Raw genomic sequence first — 19,894 nt, 5'->3', positions numbered from 1 at the left:
TTCTATTCTAATGCCTTAACTATATCCAACACTCCATCTAAACCTTTTTTAATCTTTTGAATGGCCACGGGGTCTATTTTTGCCAACGAACGCTTAAGTTCGGTGGTGGATATAGTTGGAGTTCTAGGTAAATAAACAATTTTGCATGCAGGCGCCAGGTGATCGAACTTTCCAACCCAATCGTCACCCATGCCAAAAATATCAGCTTGATAAGTTTGAATATCTTGTTCTTTCTGCTCCCATGATGACTCAGGTATAACTAAATCTACACATTGAAGCGCACCTACTATTCTTGCTCGTTCTTCAAAAGAATATAAACATTGCTTACCTTTGCTTAAGTTAAAGTCATCGGTAGAAACGCCAACAACTAACTTGTCACCCATGTCAGCTAAACGTTCTAATAAATTTAAATGACCAATATGCATTAAGTCGAAAGTGCCATAGGTAATGATTGTTCTCATTTTGTTCCCTATCAAAATACAGTTGCAGACTTTACGTCTTGCAATGACCAATCTTTCACTGGAGTTTTCCAATCACCATAATGCCTTTCTAGATATAAGTCCGGCTTCGAAGGAATATTTATAGTACCTCCTGCAAATTCCATAGTTTCAAGTGTAAGTATATGCTCACTTGGCATTCTAAAACCTCTAGAAGCCAAGGTATAATCCATCACATCACCATTAATGTACTTGACGAATACGTCCATCATTGGCAACTTTGTATCGACTTTTTTACTTTTTAACTTTAAACCTCGAACGTCACCAGCTTGAACCGCTCCATAAGATTCTTCACTTTTATGAGCAACAAGCTCCCATGGCTCGCCAGTTAATGTGCTTAAGCTATGTAAACAGTCTGTTATAATCTGCTTTACATGTTCCAATGAAGTGGAAGGTATGGCTATGTCTAAGTCATCGTCCCACGGAATAAGAGCACCATCTCGATAAAGACCTAACAGAGTTCCCGCATCAATATAATAAGCTGCTTTTGATTTATTTAGACTTGTGCAGATGAGTAACAATATTTCAATGCTTTGTTGGCGGAACGATTCATCCAAACCAAACTGCATAGGTTTAGTAATTCGGTTTGGTAGAATAAGGATTTTACCTGCATCAATACAATAATCATTAGTTAACTGCTGATGAATTTTCTCAGAAAACTCACTAGCAATCAGTATCTTATCAAATGTAAGCTGCGGAATTTGGCTAGCTCCCAAAACGGGAACATTAGCTAATTTAGTACCATGTTTATCTGCAGAATTATCGATAAAAGCAAGAATCTCATATGATTCAGAGACAACATTAATGGCACTCTTTCCAGAAGAGCTAGCCCCAAAAATAACGGCTACTGGTTTATTATTGCTACTTTCAACCATAGTGTGTCTCACAACTTCATTCTATATATATTAATTTTACATGCATAACTCGATATCCTGAAAATCACAGTAATTTGAAAATAACTCCGCTAAATTACCGAGCGTCTCTAAGTAATATCGACAAACCATAGAAAAGCATTAATCTGCTCTGAGAGTCTCAATCAGACTATTATTCATAATCGTTTTTAATCTGCATATTAAAAGGTTTGATCTATTTTAAGCCGTACTACCTGCATCAACTGTCATTACGGCTCCGGTTATTGATTTAGCTTGCTCACTTAGTAAATACATCACCATAGCAGCGGCATCTTCAACCGTGGCTAATTTACCAAGGGGGCTACGCCTTTTAACGCTCTCTAATTTGTCACCTTGCAAACTGCTGGTCATATCAGTTTGCATGTATCCGGGGGCTACGCAGTTCACTGTGATACCTGCTTTACCTACCTCTCTTGCAAGGGACTTACTAAACCCTTCAAGAGCAGCTTTACTTGCTCCGTAGACACTTAAACCATTAAAACCAGTTTTAGCTATGATGGACGAGATATTGATAATGCGTCCTTTGCGATTCAACATCATTGAACGCACTAAGTATTTGCTCATTAAAATAGGAGCTTGAATATTCAGTTGCATTAAATGCTCAATAGCAGAATTAGGCATAGTCGCGAGCACGCCATCATGGCCAGCAGCTGCATTATTAATTAACCCATAAGGGCGACCATACTGCGAGATTATTTGCTTACAAAGAGGCGCTATCTGCTCTAAATCAGCTAAATCAGCACTGTGATAATGGACAAAATCTGGGTAATTTTGTTGTAGCGTTTTTAAAGGCTCTGAAAAGCTTCTAGCAAGGGCAACTACCTTATAACCTAGTGCTACAGCTTGTTCACAAATAGCAAAGCCCAACCCTTTACTTGCACCCGTTACTATCACGTACTCAGTCATGCTGTTTCCCGATTGATTGTCTATTAAGTTTGCCACTTGGGTTATACGCCACATTATCAACAAATGAGATTTTGGTAGGAATTTCAAAGCGTTGCAATTGTTTTTTACATTCTTTTAGAATTTGTAGTTTTATCATACTAACATCACTTTGAGTTATTAAAGGATCACTTCGCAGCACAACATCAGCGGCTACCAACTCTCCCATCATGGCACTTTTCTTTGCATACACCCTAGCTTGGCTTATGGCGTCACAGCTTAACAACACCTGCTCTACCTTTTCTGGATAAGCTTTATTGCCGCCCACATTAATGGCTCCAGTGGCCCTTCCTAAAAAGAAAACTCGGTCGCCGATTATTTCAATTCTATCTTGGGTATCCATAAAACCTTTTGAGTTAAGTAGCAGTGGAGCGTCTGATTCTACTGAACACTGAGGCTTAACCAGTAAATGATGTTGCTCTGATATATCTAACTCTATTGGTAAGCTCGGGTTATCAAGCCATTTTGTTGGGAATCCAGCTTGACCATCAGCTACCACAAACCCAACGCCTGCTTCAGTTGAAGCATAAATATGTCGTAGTTTTGCTTTGGGAAATAAGCGACTCAACTGAGTCAGTAGCGCTTGTTCGGCTATCTCACCACCTAAGGTAATATGCCTTAAAGGTAATGTATCTAATTGCTGAGTCATCAAAAGTTGTCGCCATAAACTTGGCGTTGCAGATACAGCAGTAACCTGATGCAATGCCATCAGCTCTACCTGATTTATTGGTTCGTGCCCTGTCACATCCACTAGATCAGCAGAGCTTAACAGCGCCTGTAATACCACTTGTAAACCAGCAAAACGATAGGCTTGATACAATAAGCCCCAGGATTGCTTCTGTAGGTTATCACTGTATTTAATGCTAGCCGTCAAAGCCTCAAAGGAGTGACCAAACCACTTAGGCTTGCCTGTGGTGCCCGACGTAGCCATATACCAAGTGGTTTGTTTGCTAGTTGTAGTAGATTTAACTTCTACAGAGAGTTCGCTAGTAAAAGACCACAGGTGTAAATCTTCTACTGGCGGCAAAGCAGTGTTAGCAGGGCATAAATAAATTGCTTCGCAAAAACCGTCAAAGGCTAACAAACCCACAATTAAATCTTCTATAGGGCTAGGGAGTATCGCCACTTTCTTTGCAGCCAATTGTGGCGCTTGACTCCTAATTTTATAGGCTTTGGTGATTAAGTCAGCTATAGCTGACTGTTGAACTGAAGTCTTTAAGACACCTGATGTTTCACGTTTTCTTAATTGAGCGATCAGGTTAGTCATAATGACTTATTGGTTACTTTTACATTGTTTGTAAATAGCTAGAAACTCAGCAAAGGTACTTGGATAGGTTTCTATGGCTAACTCAGTAAAGGGATCAAACCCTAAATCTTCTTCTAGTTGTGCCACTAACATGGCATAACCTAAAGAGTCTAAACCACACTCAAGCAACAAGGTATTAGCTTCAATTGGCTCAACTAATTGGCAATCACTTAATTCAGCTACCTGTTGCATAGCATCTTTTATTTGCTGTTCTAAATTCAAGGGGATTCCTATTTTAAAAACTGTATTTGAGCGCTGGCTAAACAAATATTTTTAGGCAGCTTATTGAGCACTTTTTCACGTTTTTGTAACCACTGTTTCAGATCATAACTGTAATGTAAAACAGTAAAAGTTTCACCATCACGCTCAGCTGCCGGCTCTTGCTTAACTTGCTCATATTCAAATAGTTTATGCATTTTATTTGCGGCATGATTAAAGGACAATACTTGAGCTAACAAATGGCTATATTTAATTTTACTGTCTTTTATATAACCCATAGCTGCGTAGTCTAAAGCAGCAAGCTCTAGCATTATGCCACTGCCAGGCCACACGTTTGTTTCACCCAAATAACAGCCCCATTCAGGTGTTGGTGTATCCAACCCTGAAAAATTAAGTACACCAATCGGTCGCTGGTTTTGCCACAAAACAAAAAAACGTCGACTGCTATCACTTTGCAACTTTTTAAACCAATTGCAATGACTTTGCCACTCCACTGCTTCATTGTTATGCATATTTTGCTGGATTCTAGGGCTATTGCGCCATTGCCAAACTAGCGTAAGCTCCTGTTCCGTAAGAGGTCTAAATTCATGGGAAGGCAAACCAACCTTCATAAATTAGACTCAGTTGAACTGGCTATTTTAGACATACGTTCACCTACGGCCTTAGCCCCATCTATTACCGCTTGTTTCATAGCGTGTTGATGCATAGAGAATAATGTATCTACATCACCCCAAAGGGCTAAGCAATGCTTAACAAGCTGTTCTGAAGTTTGCTCTTGATAATTCAAGACCTGACACCAACCTTGCTTTTTAGCCTCTTCACTCGCGAACTTCTGATTATCTGCCACCACTAGTAAAATAGCGGGAGTAGCGCAGGCTAACAATTCAAACTGACTGCCCCCAGCTGCAGATAAAGCTAAGCGGCTATTAACCAGTTCCTCAGCCATATTCTGGCAATCATGATGATGAGTAACAGTTAAATCACTGCTGGCGATAAACTCACTAAGTTCATTTAAATGGCTATATGCGGCACCAGTAATAACCGAGATAGGTATTGAAACATGGCTCTTAGCCAATGCATCTAGTACAGATAAAGTCATATTGTGAGTATCGCTGCCACCAAACATTAACGTCAAGCTGCGTCTTCTTGACCAGCTTCGGTCCGATAACCTGAAAAACTCTTGTCTTAATACTTGGTATCGTCTACCCACGGCCAAGTGAGCTTGGGGTGCCGTCGCTTGATAATTCAAAGCTAACCCATTGCTGACACCGTTTATCACTAAATCAGCAAATAAATTACCACTATTGTTAATGTCATCAAAAACGGCAAGATGATAATGGCGACTCACCAAAGCTCGGCGGTACCCTTCTGTAAATTGATAACCATCTAAAACCAACCAATCAGCTTGTAACTCAACACACTGCTGCTGTACCCAGCTAGCTTCGTTTGGTGGATTAATAATATCCATTGGCAGTATGTCTCCAACCCAATCGACACGATTTTGACAAAAGCTTTGTGAAGATTTAGACATCAGAAAACACACGTAATGACCGCTGTTAGTTAAACTCTGTGCCAAAGCCAAACACCTCATTATATGACCTAAGCCAATCCTGGGTTCGCCCTCCACTCTAAATACAATACGCATCAGATATTAATCAACATGATTTATTCGAACATAGACCAATCGAGCGCAGTGCCTTTTTTCAGGGTATGTTTAGCAAGTTTACCTAATACTTTTTCCCAATTTTTAGGAGCAAGACCAAATGCCGGTCGTACTATCCGCAAATTTTTCTCAGTCAAAACCCCGCCTTGAGGAATGTCCTCACTTACATATATAGAGCGGCGATATTGCTTAGACTTATTTTCTGCTTTAGTGCCACCATAGGTTACTTGCCCTAGAGCCTGATGCGCTCTTTGGGTTTCGGTGACTAAGCTTGCAAATTCTTCTGGCTCTAAGGAGAAAGCGGCATCAACCCCACCGGCCGCTCTGTCTAACACAAAATGTTTTTCAATCACCGTTGCTCCTAGCGCAACTGATGCAACTGACACTCCAACTCCAGCGGTATGGTCAGACAAGCCAACTTGGCAGCCAAACGCATCAACTAAGTTAGGAATAGTGGCTAAGTTAGTATTAGTGGGCAATGCTGGATAGGTACTTGTGCATTTAAGTAAGATGATATCTTTACATCCCGCTTTTTTTGCCGTTTTAACTGCATCTTCTATTTCACTTAGACTTGCCATTCCCGTGGACATAATTAATGGTTTATTTTTAGAAGCGGCTTTACGAATAAGGGGCAAATCTGTCAATTCAAATGAGGCAATTTTAAAGCAAGGCACATCTAAATCATCAAGAAAATCTACTGCGGCCGCATCGAATGGGGAGCTAAAAGCTAACATACCTAGGGCTTTGGCCTTATCAAATAAAGGTTTATGCCAATCATAAGGAGTAGCGGCTTTCTGATATAAGGCATGCAAAGATTCACCACTCCATAAACTGTCTTTCTCTTGAATAACAAAATGCTCGTTATCTACATCTAAGGTCATACTATCTGCGGTGAAAGTCTGCAATTTAATAGCATCTGCACCGGCTTTAGCCGCTGCGTCTACCATAGCTAAAGCTAAATCGAGGTTTTGTTGGTGGTTACCACTTAATTCTGCGATTACAAATGGTGGCTGGCTTGGGCCTATTAATCGATCACCAATTAGAATATTACCCATTATTTAACCCTTGGGCTTCTTCAGCCAAGTGTTCAAAAATAGATTCGATACTTTCAACTAAATCTGCAGCTTTATCACAATTACAGTCTAGTGTATCGGCTTGGCCTATAGCTGCAGTTTTACCTGAATGGCGCAGACAAGGTGTAACCGTATCGGTTGCAAACTCAGGCATTAGTAATGCTGGTTCACTCGCTCCACTTATCAGTAAACTAGGACAACTTGTAGCTTGAGCATACCATCTAGGGCCGGCGGCTTTGCATACTAATAAGTCACTTGCAGCCAGCATTTTCAAAAGAAGTTTAATGTCTGCTTTACTGTCTTGTTCTACCCATACTGTAAACCCTAATTGTTCTAAAGACTTTTTTAATTCTGCTTGATAAGGGTAAAGGTAACCGTCTTCAGACTGCTCAAAACACAAGCCAACTACCTTGTTATTTTTCTGCGCTTTTAACAAACGTTTATCGGGTATAACAGATATATCGGTTGCCAATTTATCCACTACTAGGCCACAACATTTCTTTAGATAGAACTCCGGATAGCCACCATCAGGAGTTTCGCCGTATTGCCACCATTGACTATGCCATTTGTACATAGTGGTGAAAGTACTATCCATAAAAGCCTGAGGGGAATTAACATAATCAGCTTTCAAGGTTTGCTTTTGAACTTGGTCAAACAACTGCTGCACAGATAAACTGAGAAGATTACCACTAATAGGCTCATGGGCATCTTTTAAAAACCTAGCTAAAAAGCACGGCATAAATGCGGTATCAAGATTGATGATTTGACTATAAGACTCACCAACAATGTCTTCAGCTAGCGCTAAAAAGGCTTCTAAGGCCAGAAAAAAATCATCAGGCCACTGCTCATTAGGTAGTACTTGTACTTTCACACTTGGTACGGCCATCTTCATTAACTTCGCGCCATCACCAAAGGTTAAAAAATGTAATTCAGCATGAGGATGTTGCTGCTGAAAATAACGCACAACCGGCAAACCAATGGCGCAAACATCTGCTGTACTCAACATGCGAATTAATAATATTTTTTCTATTGGCTGACTATCATCAACTATTTCAGTCACTTTTTAATCCTTGAATATACGCTTTATACATCAACTCGGCTCTAAACCAGTCCTCTGCAGTATCAATGTCTTGAACTAAATGCCTAGGTAAAATAATAGGAATACTATGCTCACTAAAGATTCTTTTTTTAGATAGATAATCGTCGGTTCTACCCCAATAAAATTGGCCGGCATCATGGTAAGCTTCAGGTAAATCTTGAGAGCGTTTACTTATATTTTCTGGGTACATAGGTGCTACACCTGAGCCTTGTTGGATTAAAGCTCGTTGTACTGGGAAAGCAAAACTCGTTACCGAAAATGCAAATGCCTTATCTTCATTTTTTTGCAGCGCGTCTAACCCTTGCTGTAAATACTCAGCTTCTATAAAGGGTGCAGTGGCATAAATACAACAACAATACTCAGGTTTATAGAAATGCTCTATGCAATATTTTATCGCGTGATTGGTAACAGGACGTGTGCCTGAAACATCATCTGATAACTTAGCAGGTCTAGTGAAAGGAACTTCAGCACCTAACTCAATGGCGGTATTCGCAATTTCTTGACTGTCTGTAGTGACTATAATTTTATCAAAAATCCCTGACGCTTTAGCAGCCTCTATGGAATAAGCAATTAATGGCTTACCGGCAAAACGTTTAATATTTTTTTTGGGAATACGTTTGCTACCACCGCGGGCAGGTATTATGGCTATATTCACGACAAAACCTGAATAAGAGCATCAATTACACTTTGCTGCTCAGCGTCTGTGAGTGTCGGATATAAAGGCAAGGTTAAGGCATGTTCATAAAAATGTTCTGAATTAGGAAAATCCCCCGCTTGAAACCCAAGGTTTTCATAATAAGGTTGCAAGTGAATGGGAATGTAGTGAACATTAACCCCTACTCCCTTCTCGTGAAGTTTTTGATAAACCTCTTTTCTAGAGTGGTGTGTTAGTTCAACCATATACAAATGCCAAGCACTATTGGCAAACTCTTCTACACTCGGTAACTTTAGAGGTAAATGCGCCAACGCCTGTTGATAAACCTTGGCTAACTCCACTCGCTTAGCAATAAAGCTATCAAGTTTTTTAAGTTGTGATAGCCCCAAAGCAGCATGCACATCACTTAACCGGTAGTTATAACCTAAAGCAACCTGTTGATAATACCAAGGACCGTGGCTTTCTCCTTGCATTAAGTTAGGATCACGGGTCACACCATGTTTGGCATGTAATATTATCTTTTCAGCATAATCAGAACTGTTGGTTAAAACAGCCCCACCTTCAGCACTGGTTATTGATTTTACTGGATGAAAGCTCAATACCGCCATATCTGAGTATTGGCAACTGCCAATTTTTTCAGTTTGATATTGCCCACCTAGTGCATGAGCGGCGTCTTCAATTAAGACTACTTCATAGGGAGCTATAACTTCAGCAATAGCCTGCATATCACAACTTAAACCTGAAAAATGCACCACAATTAAAGCTTTTGGAAGTTTGCCGAGTCGCTTAGCATTTTCTAATTTTGCCGTAAGTTGGGAGATACTGATATTTCTGCTTTGCTTGTCTATATCTACAAAGTCAACGCTGGCTCCACAAAATAGCGCACAGTTTGCCGACGCCACAAATGAATTAGGTACTGTCCAAACTAAATCACCAGAGCCTACGCCTGCTGCTAAGCATGCTACATGTAAGCCTGAAGTCGCACTGTTTACCGCAGTACAATAGTCTGCACCTGTATATTGGCAAAGTGCTTCTTCAAATTGAGGTACGACTGAGCCTTGTGTCAAAAACTGATGACGTAAAACTTCAACCACAGCTTCGATATCTGTTTCATCAACTGAATGTTTACCGTAAAAAATCATGTTTACATCCAGTACTAAATTGTTGCCTTATCAAGCGTGGCAAGCTCATCAACCGTTAAAAAGTGTGGATTGGTACCTGAGTGGTATTCAAATTTTTCGGCAACTGCTTGACCTATCTCGCCCAACTTATTTTTATGGTAATCCACAGTTTTATCAAAGAATTTTATAGCGGGGGTAATAACATAATGATCTTCAAACTCTAATGAATGGTGGGCCATCTCTTCTGGTACCATTACCTCGTGTAATTTTTCGCCAGGGCGAATACCCACCTCTTCGTATTCTCGATTACCGCTAATTGATTCAACTAGATCTAAGATACGTATCGAGGGTATTTTAGGGACAAATATTTCGCCGCCTTGCATACGCTGAAAGTTTGTAACAACAAACTCCACCCCTTCATCTAATGTGATCCAAAAACGGGTCATTTCTTTGTGGGTAACAGGTAGGGTCTTAACCCCCTCATCTAATAACTTATGAAAAAATGGCACTACAGACCCCCTAGAACCCACCACGTTTCCATATCTAACTACGGCAAACCTAGGGCCTTTCGCTCCAGAAATGTTATTGGCTGCAACAAATAATTTATCTGATGCCAATTTGGTAGCACCATATAAATTCACAGGATTAGCAGCTTTATCTGTAGAAAGTGCGATAACGCGACTCACATCTGCTTCAATAGCAGCATCAATAACATTTTGAGCGCCATTGATATTAGTTTTGATGCATTCATTAGGGTTATATTCAGCAGCAGGGACTTGCTTTAATGCTGCGGCATGGACCACATAATCAACTTCACGCATTGCAGCTTTAAGACGCTCTTTATCCCGCACATCTCCTATAAAATATCGCATACAGGAGGCGTTAAAAGTTTGCTGCATTTCAAACTGCTTTAGCTCGTCTCGAGAATAAATAATCAATTTCTTAGGGGTATAGTGTTTGATTAAGTGGGCAACAAAACGTTTACCGAATGAACCAGTACCACCTGTTATTAAAATAGATTTATTTGAAAACATAGTTATTTATTTCCTAAAGTAGCAGCAGGTAAACGTTAGTGACAAGCTACATTAAACATGATTAAAGGTACTTTTTCACGGCTTTACGGCCGCGAACTAACCCTGACAACCGCTTTAATGACGCTTTAGACATCTTTTCACAATAAGCAATTAATAGACCATTCATTTTTAATTCTTGCTCAGCAAAGTCTTTTAAGTCTTCTTTAGAATGCTCTTTCAAAAACGCTTGAATCACTTCTTCTCGATTTTTGACAAGTTGCAGCAGAACCGCTTCATCAGGATCATCTGTTGCAAGATGATCCACTAAACTTTTATTAATGATACTTAATTGGGGAGGTGTAAAAGGATGGTCTAGATTTAATGTTTTCAAACCGCTGCTTGACGTTTTTGCCTCTGTGTTTCATAAGCCTCTTGCTTTGCAGACTCAGGAATTTGTGACCAGGCGGCTTTAATAGGTAAAAATAGAGTAATCACTTCATCTACAATCTTCAAGTTATTCTGTACATTTGCATCAATTAAGCGTTGCAACATATATTCGTATAGATCAAACAAATTACCACCGACTTCTCCACCCACTTCAAGATCGATAGTATCTCGTAAATTCATAATAATAGCGGTTGCTCGAGATAAATGTTCAGATTTACCAGCATAATCCTTACGCTCGATACAGCCTTTTCCATAGGCAAGCCTATCCAAAGCCCCTTGCATCAACATTAAAGTTAACTTATGAGGATCGGCTTGAGCTATATCTTGCTTAATATTGCCTTTTTTATAAGCATTGATGCCTTTTAACGCCATAATATTTGTCCATGCTGAATAAAATTAAAAAACATTACTAACCTAAAGTTGCCAATAATGCTGAACTAGTAGAATTCAAAGAAGCTACGGTTTGATCCAAGTTTAAATACTTGTCTCGTAATATTTGTTCAGTACTCGCTAAACGTAACTCTAATGTTTCTCGGTCATCGTATATCTGTTCACGCTGATCTTTTGCTGTATCTTCTCGAGTCTTAAGTAAGCCACTATAATTAGTGTACTCTTCTACGAAATCATAAAGTCGAACTGCAATACCATTTTCTTCATCAGTAAATAGCGCAGCAATCTCATCAAAATTATCATCTAACGCATCAGTTAGACGGTCTTCCCCACTTCCTAAACCAATGTTATCTGTTGAACTAATTTCTAGTTCCCCATCATCGGTGTATTCAATACCGATTTGATAAATAGTCCCTAAATCTGAAGAATCTACTGATGAAAATAGAATGTTAGCGAGGCCTGTCTGAATACCTCTTACTAAAGAGTCTCCAGCTAATGCGCCATCTTCTTCTAAATCAGACTCACCATAGTTAGTTAAAATATCTATCTCAGACTTTAAAGCATTATAGTTATCAACAAACGCCTGAATATTTTCCTTTACTTGCTCGGTATCAAACCCAATACTTAATTTCGATGCTTGATATGTCACGCCGTCAGCAGCTAATTCTGATAGCTCGGATACAGTAAAGCTAACATTTTCAATAACATTTTCAAATTCGTCACTTTCACTTTCTACATCAATACCGTCAATGGTTGCTTTAGAGTTTTGAGCAGAAGATACTGGCGATAAATAATCAATAGTTTCTAGAGAGTTAGTAGTAGATACTCGGTCTAACTCAGCAATATCATTGTCATTTACAATGACTAAATCATTGCCATCCCCGGTTACATCAGAAGTAAAAACTAACTTAGAACCACCATCTGCGGTACCAGTAGTAATAATACTGGCAGTTACACCAAAGTTATCATCAGAATTATTTATGGCATTTCGTAGGTCTTCTAATGAGTCACCAGCCGACAAGTCAATGGTGAATGCATCACTAGTAGCGTCTATTTTAAAAGTTAAGCTACCAGTACCAGTAGATAGTACTGAGTCGGAAGTACTAGAAAAGCCCCCGTCAGCAGCATCAGCAGTTTCAATACGACTGCCACTGGCCAATTGGGTTACAGTTATCTGGTAATCACCTTCCAAAGCACTGTTGGAAGCCTCTGCAGTAAATGGCTCTATATCAGAGGATGGGTTATTAATAGTAGGCTCGCGGCCTTTTAGGTTTGTTTCACTGCGTAAGTTATCCAAACTTTCTTGAAAGTCTTCTAGCTTAGATTTTAACTGACCAATAGCCGATATTTCAGCTTCAACAGATTCTTCTCTGGCATCCAGAGCAGCTGTTTTGGGTTCGCTTTCAGCTTGTAACAATTGCGTGACTAAGCCTTCAAGATCTAAGCCTGAACCTACACCTAATGATTGTATTGACATACTTCACCCCTGCCCCAATGTTTTAGAGCTGTTCATACCTTAATAACTAGACTTGCTTATTAAATAGTAAACCCACTGCAGTACCAACCTCAGTTTGTAAGTCTTGTAATCGTTCAGATAGTTTCAACACTTCTTCTGATGGGATTTGTCTAATCACATCACCAGACTCTGCGTCCGTAACTTTTACAACTTGCTTGTTACTATCTTCATCCACAGAAAAGTTTAATTGCCTGCTACTTGCCTGAACAAACTCACTAATTTGTGTTACCGCAATCTCAATCTTTTCAGGACTATATTCATCCTGTGCTACTTGGTTATCGGCAGAAAATACCGGAACTTTAGTTTGGTTATTACTCTCTGCTGACAACTCTGATTGAGACAATTGGGTTTGCGTTTTGTCTACAACAAGATCCTCTTTTGGCAAAGCAAAACTCTGGCCAACTTGAAACGAATTAATCTCCATAAATCACCCCTCTAAGAGAACAAATGGCCACTATAAAATATAGTAGCCAATCATAGCTTTTTACATATCGCTTAAACTAGGTCTAGCCTAATAGCGATAATGCAGATTGTGGTCTTTGATTAGCTTGACTCAATACTGAAAGAGACGCTTGTTGAACTATCTGGTTACGAGTTAATTCAGCGGTTTCAGTAGCAAAGTCAGTATCTCTGATCCCTGATCGAGCTGCAGAAACATTTTCAGAAATATTCGTTAGGTTACGGATTGTAGATTGAAAACGGTTTTGTAATGCACCTAAATCAGCTCTAACACCACCAATTGACGAAATAGCTTCACTTACAGCGGTCAAAGCTGCAGAAGCACCTGCTTCTGTTTCCACTGTAGTGTCACCAATAGATAGCCCAGAAGACCCATAACCACCGCTTCTAGTTAGACCTACTGAAATTGTTTGGCCTGCATTAGCCCCAACTAAGAATGAAGCAGAAAAACTTCCACTTAGTATATCTACACCACCAAATTGTGAATCAGTCGCAATTCGCGTGATTTCAGTTTTTAGAGCACTAACTTCTTTCTGCAACGCCGTGCGGTCAGCTGATGAGTTAATGCCATTTTGTGATTGCACTGCAAGAGTACGAATACGTTGCAATGACGTAGTCACTTCAGCTAATGCACCTTCAGCGGTTTGGGCTAATGAAATAGCATCATTGGCGTTTCGTGCAGCCTGATTTAGACCTTGGATTTGCGTGGTCATTCTGTCGGTGATCTGTAATCCAGCAGCATCATCAGATGCACTGTTAATACGGAACCCAGACGACAAACGCTCAAAAGAAGTACTTAAAGCATTCCCTGAATTAGACAGCTGACGCTGAGCATTCAAAGAAGACACATTTGTATTTACAAATAAAGACATAAAAACCTCCTGAAAACTCACTGCACGCCTGTGACGTATGTTTCACAGTAAGTTTGCCTCAATATTAATGGCCAAGAACCTCTTCTTGTCCATCACCTCATTTATCAATTCAACGAACGACACCTCTATCGCTCGTCAAACTTGAAATAATCTAGTTAGATTACCTCTCAACTAAAGTTATCGACCCGTTCAATAGTAACTTTAATTTTTTTATTAATTTTTTTTTGCCAGATGCTTTTCAAGCATTAATTCATTGTTTTAATTATACTTTTAATTAACGTACAGAAAGATATAGGAACTAATACACCTGTATTATATGCCTGCTAAAGAAGTAAATTTCATTAGCGTTTACGTATCAGTCGCACAGATAGAAATTAATTGAGCTAGGTATAAACTCTGTTTTTATTCCTTTCTGGAAGTCTTCTATTTATGTTTAGTTATAGATTATTTTTAGGAGGAATAGGCGGCATGACCAACACACTTATAGTTAAACTCTTTGTAGAACAGTATTTTCTTGGTGATGAGAGTAGCTAAAGAAAAACATCTTAATAATTTTAATGCCTAATTAATATTGGCATATAAAATGCTTACTTAGTTTTGTAAAACAAAAATTTGAGATTGAGTTTTACAAAGAAAAAAGGCCGAGGCATCCTCTTAGAAAGGATAACCTCGACCAACTTGCTCACGTTAGGAGATGGAGCAAAAAGGTTTCTGTCCGACTGGCAGGGTTAGAGCTGAATACTGGCCTCTCAACCAAACTTCTACACTCTTAGTCCTGTTAGTCGGCGTTTTAATTTACACCTTAAGATGTAAAGAAAACGCAGAAATACTGCTTGTTTCATAAGGCATGAAATCATTTTGCCTTAATATTTTTACTATGAAAAAAGGCCGGTGCCCCCTCTTCGAAAGGATGACACCGACCAACTTGCTCACGTTAGGAGTTGGAGCAAACTTGGTAATTGCTAAGGAAAACTCCTTAACTTCTAAATAGCGCCCTCCTTAGCATAAAACAGCAACAATCCATTATTGCTTATTTAGGGCATAGCCCTGGGTTGGCCTCTCATTTCCTACCCTCTTCACTTGTTACGTCCCAATCTATCCTAATAAACTCAATGCAGATTGTGGGCGCTGATTTGCCTGACTAAGCACAGTTATACTCGCTTGTTGAACAATTTGTACTCGGGTTAATTCTGCCGTTTCGACGGCAAAATCTGTATCACGAATACGACTTCTTGCCGCTGAAACATTCTCAGATATATTGCTCAAGTTTCTAATAGTCGACTGAAACCTATTTTGTATAGCACCTAAATCTGCTCGCTTCGCATCAATAATAGAGATAGCTTCGGAAATGCTACCTAATGTAGAAGATGCCAATGCTTCTGTTAATACTGATGTATCCGTTAGTGACAAGCCAGATGCACCAAAGCCTCCTTCTCGCTCAACATTTACACTTATAGTTTGCCCGGCATTTGCGCCCACTAAAAATTTTGAGGAAAAAGCGCCATCTAAAATATTAACCCCCCCAAACTGCGACGTAGATGCAATACGACTTATTTCCTGTTTCAGAGCCGTTACCTCTTTTTGAAGTGCAACCCTGTCAGCTGAAGAGTTAATACCATTTTGGGATTGAACTGCTAAGACCCTTATTCTTTGCAATGCTGTAGTGGTTTCCCCTAGCGCACCCTCAATAGTTTGCGATAGAGAGATCCCATCATTGGCATTCCTAACAGCTTGATCTAACCCCATAACCTGAGTAGTTAAACGATTTGAAATCTGTAAGCCTGCGGCATCATCTTTGGCGCTGTTGATACGAAAGCCCGAAGACAACCTTTCAAACGAAGTACTCAAACTATTATTTGAATTAAACAACTGTCTTGTCGCGTTTAAAGACGACACATTTGTATTGACGAATAAACTCATTTTTATCTCCTAACCATTCACTGACTTATATTTTTGTTTGTAACGTCAGTGTTTTTTGGTAATGCTAAAATTAAAATTTACACTTAGAGTGCGTTTTGGCACATTACATGCTTTAAGTTAACTGCTAGCTGGTACCCTGGTTAGCATTTTTGTTAAGTGTTACAAGCACAAAAACAAATGCAAAAAAGTGTGAGCATATGCTCAAGCTGACAGACGGAGTTGGTGGCCTTTACCTCAATACCTCACTACCTCCTGGCATCTATTCCGTCTGTTAGCGATCTAACAAAAAAAGCCTCGGCTGATCTTGTTAAATCAAAGTTTTCTCACGCTAAAAATTGTTTTAACGCATTGATAATACTTAATAAATTCATATCCCTCGGTCGGTTGCAGCCTGTCCCCACATTTTGCAATTCGACCGTTTTTAATTGCCTAGAGGCTACCACCCCGTCCAAACAATTTTTATCCTCGTTTTCTAAGTTGCAGCCTGCCCCCGCAATTGCTCAACATTTTTATTCATAGTGTTTCCTGATCACCCAGTTTAATTACTAACCTTGCAACAAGCTTAATGCTGACTGAGGGCGTTGATTCGCTTGCCCAAGAACAGTTACACTCGCTTGTTGGATGATTTGCCAGCGGGTTAACTCTGCCGTTTCGACGGCAAAATCTGTGTCACGGATACGACTTCTCGCCGCTGATACGTTTTCAGATATATTACTTAAATTACGGATAGTTGATTGAAATCTGTTTTGAACAGCACCTAAATCAGCACGTTTAGCATCAATAATAGAAATAGCTTCTAACACTGCCGTTAAAGTCGTCGATGCTTCAGCTTCAGTTAAAACAGAAGTGTCACTTACAGCTAGACCAGAAGCTCCAAAACCACCTGTTCGCTGTACGTTTACGCTAATAGTTTGGCCTGCATTAGCACCCACTAGAAACTTTGAAGAAAATGCACCGTCTAAGATGAAAACGCCACCAAATTGTGATGTAGAAGCAATACGGCTTATTTCTTGTTTTAGAGCGGTTACTTCTTTCTGTAATGCAACTCTATCAGAAGAGGAATTAATACCATTTTGAGATTGTATCGACAAAACACGTATACGCTGTAAAGCTGTTGTAGTTTCGCCTAACGCACCTTCGATGGTTTGGGATAAAGAAATCCCATCATTTGCGTTTCTAACGGCTTGATCTAAACCAAGAACTTGCGTAGTTAAACGATTAGATATTTGCAGGCCTGCGGCATCATCTTTGGCACTATTAATGCGAAAACCTGACGATAAACGTTCAAAAGAAGTGGTTAAATTATTGTTCGACGTAAACAACTGGCGAGTTGCATTTAACGACGACACATTTGTGTTGACGAATAAGCTCATTTCAATCTCCTAACGATTTTTGTGTAAATACTATTTGGCTATTATTTTTATTAGTTGCCTAAATAGATGTAGAGCTTTTCTTTTATTATTATTTAGCTTCTACGTCGCCGTTCGCTTATATTTTTGTTAGTTGCGTAACGTCTATTTAATTTATCGTTCGTATCAGGAGAATCCTTTAGGAAAAAAACAATTTATTTTTAAAGTTCTTATTTTACAAATAGTTAAATACAAAAAAGCCGGAGTAAACTCCGGCTGGTCGCTCTTTTATTAGGAGAGAGTGAGCAAAACTCCCAACTGCTCGGTTCGTTAAATCCAGAGCACTACCTCCTGGCTTCTACGCCTCAAAACAGATGAAGAGTCTCGAAACCTAGGTTACTGTGTTATTAACCTAGTAAAGATAGAGCTGACTGTGGACGCTGATTAGCCTGACTTAAAACCGTTAAACTTGCTTGCTGTACAATCTGGTTACGAGTTAGCTCTGCTGTTTCAGTAGCAAAATCAGTATCTTTGATTCGGCTTCTGGCACTCGATACGTTTTCAGATATATTGGTTAAGTTACGAATAGTAGACTGAAAACGATTCTGTAAAGCACCTAGGTCAGCTCTGACACCACCAATGGCAGATATTGCTTCACTAACAGCAGTCAAAGCAGCAGAGGCTCCGGCTTCAGTTTGTACTGTAGTATCGTTAACAGCTAAGCCTGAAGCCCCAAAACCATCAGTTCTAGTAAGACCGACAGCAATAGTCTGACCTGCATTGGCCCCTACTAAGAAAGTCGCAGAAAAATCACCTTTTAATATATCTACCCCCCCAAACTGTGTGTCAGTTGAGATACGTGTAATTTCAGTTTTAAGGGCACTGACTTCTTTCTGCAAAGCCGTACGGTCAGCAGAAGAGTTAATACCATTCTGTGATTGTACTGCTAGGGTACGAATTCGCTGTAAAGCAGTTGTCACTTCGCCTAACGCGCCTTCAGCGGTTTGGGCTAATGATATAGCATCGTTAGCGTTTCGTGCGGCCTGGTTTAGACCTTGGATTTGCGTAGTCATTCTGTCGGTAATCTGTAGACCAGCGGCATCATCTGCAGCGCTGTTAATACGGAATCCTGATGACAAACGTTCAAAAGATGTACTTAAAGCATTCCCTGAATCAAACAACTGACGTTGCGCATTCAAAGAAGATACGTTGGTATTTACGAATAAACTCATGGTTTTCTCCTACACTCTCAGTCCAGACGATGCTGGCGACCGAAACAAATTCGGCTGGTTAAATAACACTAATAGAATAATAATTTTGTACTTCAAAAAATCATTATTACTGGCTCTCTCAAAAAATGTATCGACGCTTTTAAAAATCCCTTTAGTCATTCATTGCCTTATTTTTGAGAACTCGGCAATTTTTTGCCGTATTGCTATTAATATTTACTTGAGTTTCAATAAGTTAAATTCGATAAAATTATTTTGAAAATGCAGATAAATTGGTCTAAAAAGATAGGAAACTGGGCAGGTCACAATGCTTTTGTGGATTTATGCCACTTTGATGAGCAATTTTATTGCTGCTATCGAGAGGCTACAAACCATATAAGTGCTGATGGGCGAATTTGCGTATTAACTCTAGATAATACAGGTAAAGTACAAAACAAAACTCGAATTCATTTGCCAAATACTGACCTTAGAGATCCCAAATTAAGTATTACCCCTAATGGGCATTTATTACTCATCGCCTACGCTAGGAAAACCAATAATGAAAATCGTACTCTTGGTACTCGCAACCTGTGTTGGGTATCACAAACAGGCGAAAGTTGGTCGTCTTTTAAAGAGTTTGCCGAAAAAGGATGGTGGTTATGGCGAATAACTTGGCACCTAGGCTTGGGTTATGGCTTCGCCTACAACCGCAAACGAAATGCTATAAACTTATTTTCAGGCGATCCCCGTCGGAGTTTCCATCGCCATGTATCCGAAGCATTTAGCTTAAAGAAACACGGCAAAGGTTACCCCAACGAAAGTGATATTATCTTTGATAACCAAACTGCTTATGCGCTAATAAGACGCGACGCTGATAGTTACACGGCACAATTAGGGGTGAGCCATTTTCCTTATAAAACCTGGAAGTGGATTGATTTAAAAAGATACATTGGCGGCCCCGCAATGCTAAAGCTCAACTCTGAATGTGCTGTAGTCGCGGGAAGAATTATCAAAAAAGGAAAGTTAGTAACAGGAATTTTAACGCTAAATTTGAAAACAGCCGAGTTAACGGAACAACTTATCTTGCCATCCAAGGGTGATAATAGTTACCCCGGTCTGGTACTGAAAGAAACGAAATTATATGTCTGTTATTACTCTTCCCATGAAGATAACAAAAGCAATGTGTACATGTCTGAAATAGATATTAATGGACTAAAAAACTAGCGTAAGTAGT

21 protein-coding genes are annotated in these 19,894 nt (G+C 39.6%); 1 reads left to right on the top strand and 20 read right to left on the bottom strand.

Annotated features, from left to right (window positions below; genetic code table 11):
• Nucleotides 1–2: 2 nt before the first annotated feature.
• From EOK74_RS06705 to EOK74_RS06610, 20 genes are all read right to left on the bottom strand, one after another.
• On the bottom strand, nucleotides 3–461 hold the full coding sequence (locus EOK74_RS06705) for an adenylyltransferase/cytidyltransferase family protein (RefSeq protein WP_133469221.1): 459 nt from the start codon (nucleotides 459–461) through the stop codon (nucleotides 3–5).
• 11 nt (nucleotides 462–472) lie between these two features.
• Nucleotides 473–1,384: a LicD family protein gene (locus EOK74_RS06700; RefSeq protein ID WP_133469220.1), complete on the bottom strand. Its 912-nt coding sequence runs from the start codon at nucleotides 1,382–1,384 to the stop codon at nucleotides 473–475.
• A 204-nt stretch (nucleotides 1,385–1,588) separates the two neighbouring features.
• Nucleotides 1,589–2,314, bottom strand: coding sequence for an SDR family NAD(P)-dependent oxidoreductase (locus EOK74_RS06695; protein WP_133469219.1), 726 nt, complete (start codon nucleotides 2,312–2,314; stop codon nucleotides 1,589–1,591).
• Nucleotides 2,307–3,617: an AMP-binding protein gene (locus EOK74_RS06690; protein ID WP_133469218.1), complete on the bottom strand. Its 1,311-nt coding sequence runs from the start codon at nucleotides 3,615–3,617 to the stop codon at nucleotides 2,307–2,309. The genes EOK74_RS06695 and EOK74_RS06690 overlap by 8 nt, the downstream gene beginning before the upstream one ends.
• A gap of 6 nt (nucleotides 3,618–3,623) precedes the next feature.
• Complete coding sequence (locus EOK74_RS06685; RefSeq protein ID WP_205964540.1) at nucleotides 3,624–3,878, bottom strand: acyl carrier protein; 255 nt, start codon at nucleotides 3,876–3,878, stop codon at nucleotides 3,624–3,626.
• Nucleotides 3,879–3,886: 8 nt separating this feature from the next.
• Nucleotides 3,887–4,486, bottom strand: coding sequence for a UDP-4-amino-4,6-dideoxy-N-acetyl-beta-L-altrosamine N-acetyltransferase (gene pseH, locus EOK74_RS06680; RefSeq protein ID WP_133469217.1), 600 nt, complete (start codon nucleotides 4,484–4,486; stop codon nucleotides 3,887–3,889).
• A complete protein-coding gene (gene pseG, locus EOK74_RS06675; protein ID WP_133469216.1) occupies nucleotides 4,483–5,520 on the bottom strand; it encodes a UDP-2,4-diacetamido-2,4,6-trideoxy-beta-L-altropyranose hydrolase in 1,038 nt (345 codons plus the stop codon). Before pseG ends, pseH begins: the two co-directional genes overlap by 4 nt.
• A 20-nt stretch (nucleotides 5,521–5,540) precedes the next feature.
• Nucleotides 5,541–6,593, bottom strand: a complete 1,053-nt coding sequence (gene pseI, locus EOK74_RS06670; RefSeq protein WP_133469215.1) for a pseudaminic acid synthase — start codon at nucleotides 6,591–6,593, stop codon at nucleotides 5,541–5,543.
• Nucleotides 6,586–7,671, bottom strand: a complete 1,086-nt coding sequence (locus EOK74_RS06665) for a glycosyltransferase family protein (protein WP_239024038.1) — start codon at nucleotides 7,669–7,671, stop codon at nucleotides 6,586–6,588. Before EOK74_RS06665 ends, pseI begins: the two co-directional genes overlap by 8 nt.
• Entirely contained in the window at nucleotides 7,664–8,365 is a 702-nt protein-coding gene (gene pseF, locus EOK74_RS06660) for a pseudaminic acid cytidylyltransferase (protein WP_133469214.1), read from the bottom strand. The genes EOK74_RS06665 and pseF overlap by 8 nt, the downstream gene beginning before the upstream one ends.
• On the bottom strand, nucleotides 8,362–9,507 hold the full coding sequence (gene pseC / locus EOK74_RS06655; RefSeq protein ID WP_133469213.1) for a UDP-4-amino-4,6-dideoxy-N-acetyl-beta-L-altrosamine transaminase: 1,146 nt from the start codon (nucleotides 9,505–9,507) through the stop codon (nucleotides 8,362–8,364). Before pseC ends, pseF begins: the two co-directional genes overlap by 4 nt.
• 14 nt (nucleotides 9,508–9,521) lie before the next feature.
• A complete protein-coding gene (gene pseB, locus EOK74_RS06650; RefSeq protein ID WP_133469212.1) occupies nucleotides 9,522–10,520 on the bottom strand; it encodes a UDP-N-acetylglucosamine 4,6-dehydratase (inverting) in 999 nt (332 codons plus the stop codon).
• A 61-nt stretch (nucleotides 10,521–10,581) separates the two neighbouring features.
• A complete protein-coding gene (locus EOK74_RS06645) occupies nucleotides 10,582–10,890 on the bottom strand; it encodes a hypothetical protein (protein ID WP_133469211.1) in 309 nt (102 codons plus the stop codon).
• A complete protein-coding gene (gene fliS, locus EOK74_RS06640; RefSeq protein ID WP_133469210.1) occupies nucleotides 10,887–11,318 on the bottom strand; it encodes a flagellar export chaperone FliS in 432 nt (143 codons plus the stop codon). Before fliS ends, EOK74_RS06645 begins: the two co-directional genes overlap by 4 nt.
• A 37-nt stretch (nucleotides 11,319–11,355) precedes the next feature.
• Entirely contained in the window at nucleotides 11,356–12,813 is a 1,458-nt protein-coding gene (gene fliD, locus EOK74_RS06635; protein WP_133469209.1) for a flagellar filament capping protein FliD, read from the bottom strand.
• Between the two features lie 46 nt (nucleotides 12,814–12,859).
• Entirely contained in the window at nucleotides 12,860–13,276 is a 417-nt protein-coding gene (locus EOK74_RS06630; RefSeq protein ID WP_133469208.1) for a flagellar protein FlaG, read from the bottom strand.
• Nucleotides 13,277–13,358: 82 nt separating this feature from the next.
• Complete coding sequence (locus EOK74_RS06625; protein ID WP_133469207.1) at nucleotides 13,359–14,183, bottom strand: flagellin N-terminal helical domain-containing protein; 825 nt, start codon at nucleotides 14,181–14,183, stop codon at nucleotides 13,359–13,361.
• Between the two features lie 1,095 nt (nucleotides 14,184–15,278).
• Nucleotides 15,279–16,103, bottom strand: a complete 825-nt coding sequence (locus EOK74_RS06620) for a flagellin N-terminal helical domain-containing protein (protein ID WP_133469206.1) — start codon at nucleotides 16,101–16,103, stop codon at nucleotides 15,279–15,281.
• 545 nt (nucleotides 16,104–16,648) lie between these two features.
• Complete coding sequence (locus EOK74_RS06615) at nucleotides 16,649–17,476, bottom strand: flagellin N-terminal helical domain-containing protein (protein ID WP_133469205.1); 828 nt, start codon at nucleotides 17,474–17,476, stop codon at nucleotides 16,649–16,651.
• Between the two features lie 383 nt (nucleotides 17,477–17,859).
• Nucleotides 17,860–18,684 (bottom strand): flagellin N-terminal helical domain-containing protein, encoded by an 825-nt coding sequence (locus EOK74_RS06610; RefSeq protein ID WP_133469204.1) that lies wholly within the window; start codon nucleotides 18,682–18,684, stop codon nucleotides 17,860–17,862.
• A 258-nt stretch (nucleotides 18,685–18,942) separates the two neighbouring features.
• On the opposite strand from EOK74_RS06610, the gene EOK74_RS06605 reads away from it, so the two are divergent.
• Nucleotides 18,943–19,884 (top strand): hypothetical protein, encoded by a 942-nt coding sequence (locus EOK74_RS06605; protein WP_133469203.1) that lies wholly within the window; start codon nucleotides 18,943–18,945, stop codon nucleotides 19,882–19,884.
• Nucleotides 19,885–19,894: the final 10 nt, after the last annotated feature.

This window comes from Paraglaciecola marina (genome assembly GCF_004360155.1).
In the GTDB taxonomy this organism is placed as follows: domain Bacteria; phylum Pseudomonadota; class Gammaproteobacteria; order Enterobacterales; family Alteromonadaceae; genus Paraglaciecola; species Paraglaciecola marina.
This window is presented reverse-complemented; position numbering and strand designations above follow the sequence as displayed.

Bases quoted from the DNA above. Each gene is read 5' to 3' on its own strand.
- pseG (WP_133469216.1), bottom strand. From the start codon at position 5,520: ATGCGTATTGTATTTAGAGTGGAGGGCGAACCCAGGATTGGCTTAGGT.
- EOK74_RS06610 (WP_133469204.1), bottom strand. From the start codon at position 18,684: ATGAGTTTATTCGTAAATACCAACGTATCTTCTTTGAATGCGCAACGT.
- pseC (WP_133469213.1), bottom strand. From the start codon at position 9,507: ATGATTTTTTACGGTAAACATTCAGTTGATGAAACAGATATCGAAGCT.
- EOK74_RS06605 (WP_133469203.1), top strand. From the start codon at position 18,943: ATGCAGATAAATTGGTCTAAAAAGATAGGAAACTGGGCAGGTCACAAT.
- pseB (WP_133469212.1), bottom strand. From the start codon at position 10,520: ATGTTTTCAAATAAATCTATTTTAATAACAGGTGGTACTGGTTCATTC.
- EOK74_RS06625 (WP_133469207.1), bottom strand. From the start codon at position 14,183: ATGTCTTTATTTGTAAATACAAATGTGTCTTCTTTGAATGCTCAGCGT.
- fliS (WP_133469210.1), bottom strand. From the start codon at position 11,318: ATGGCGTTAAAAGGCATCAATGCTTATAAAAAAGGCAATATTAAGCAA.
- fliD (WP_133469209.1), bottom strand. From the start codon at position 12,813: ATGTCAATACAATCATTAGGTGTAGGTTCAGGCTTAGATCTTGAAGGC.
- pseI (WP_133469215.1), bottom strand. From the start codon at position 6,593: ATGGGTAATATTCTAATTGGTGATCGATTAATAGGCCCAAGCCAGCCA.
- EOK74_RS06705 (WP_133469221.1), bottom strand. From the start codon at position 461: ATGAGAACAATCATTACCTATGGCACTTTCGACTTAATGCATATTGGT.
- pseH (WP_133469217.1), bottom strand. From the start codon at position 4,486: ATGAAGGTTGGTTTGCCTTCCCATGAATTTAGACCTCTTACGGAACAG.
- EOK74_RS06695 (WP_133469219.1), bottom strand. From the start codon at position 2,314: ATGACTGAGTACGTGATAGTAACGGGTGCAAGTAAAGGGTTGGGCTTT.
- EOK74_RS06630 (WP_133469208.1), bottom strand. From the start codon at position 13,276: ATGGAGATTAATTCGTTTCAAGTTGGCCAGAGTTTTGCTTTGCCAAAA.
- EOK74_RS06615 (WP_133469205.1), bottom strand. From the start codon at position 17,476: ATGAGCTTATTCGTCAACACAAATGTGTCGTCGTTAAATGCAACTCGC.
- EOK74_RS06620 (WP_133469206.1), bottom strand. From the start codon at position 16,103: ATGAGTTTATTCGTCAATACAAATGTGTCGTCTTTAAACGCGACAAGA.
- EOK74_RS06690 (WP_133469218.1), bottom strand. From the start codon at position 3,617: ATGACTAACCTGATCGCTCAATTAAGAAAACGTGAAACATCAGGTGTC.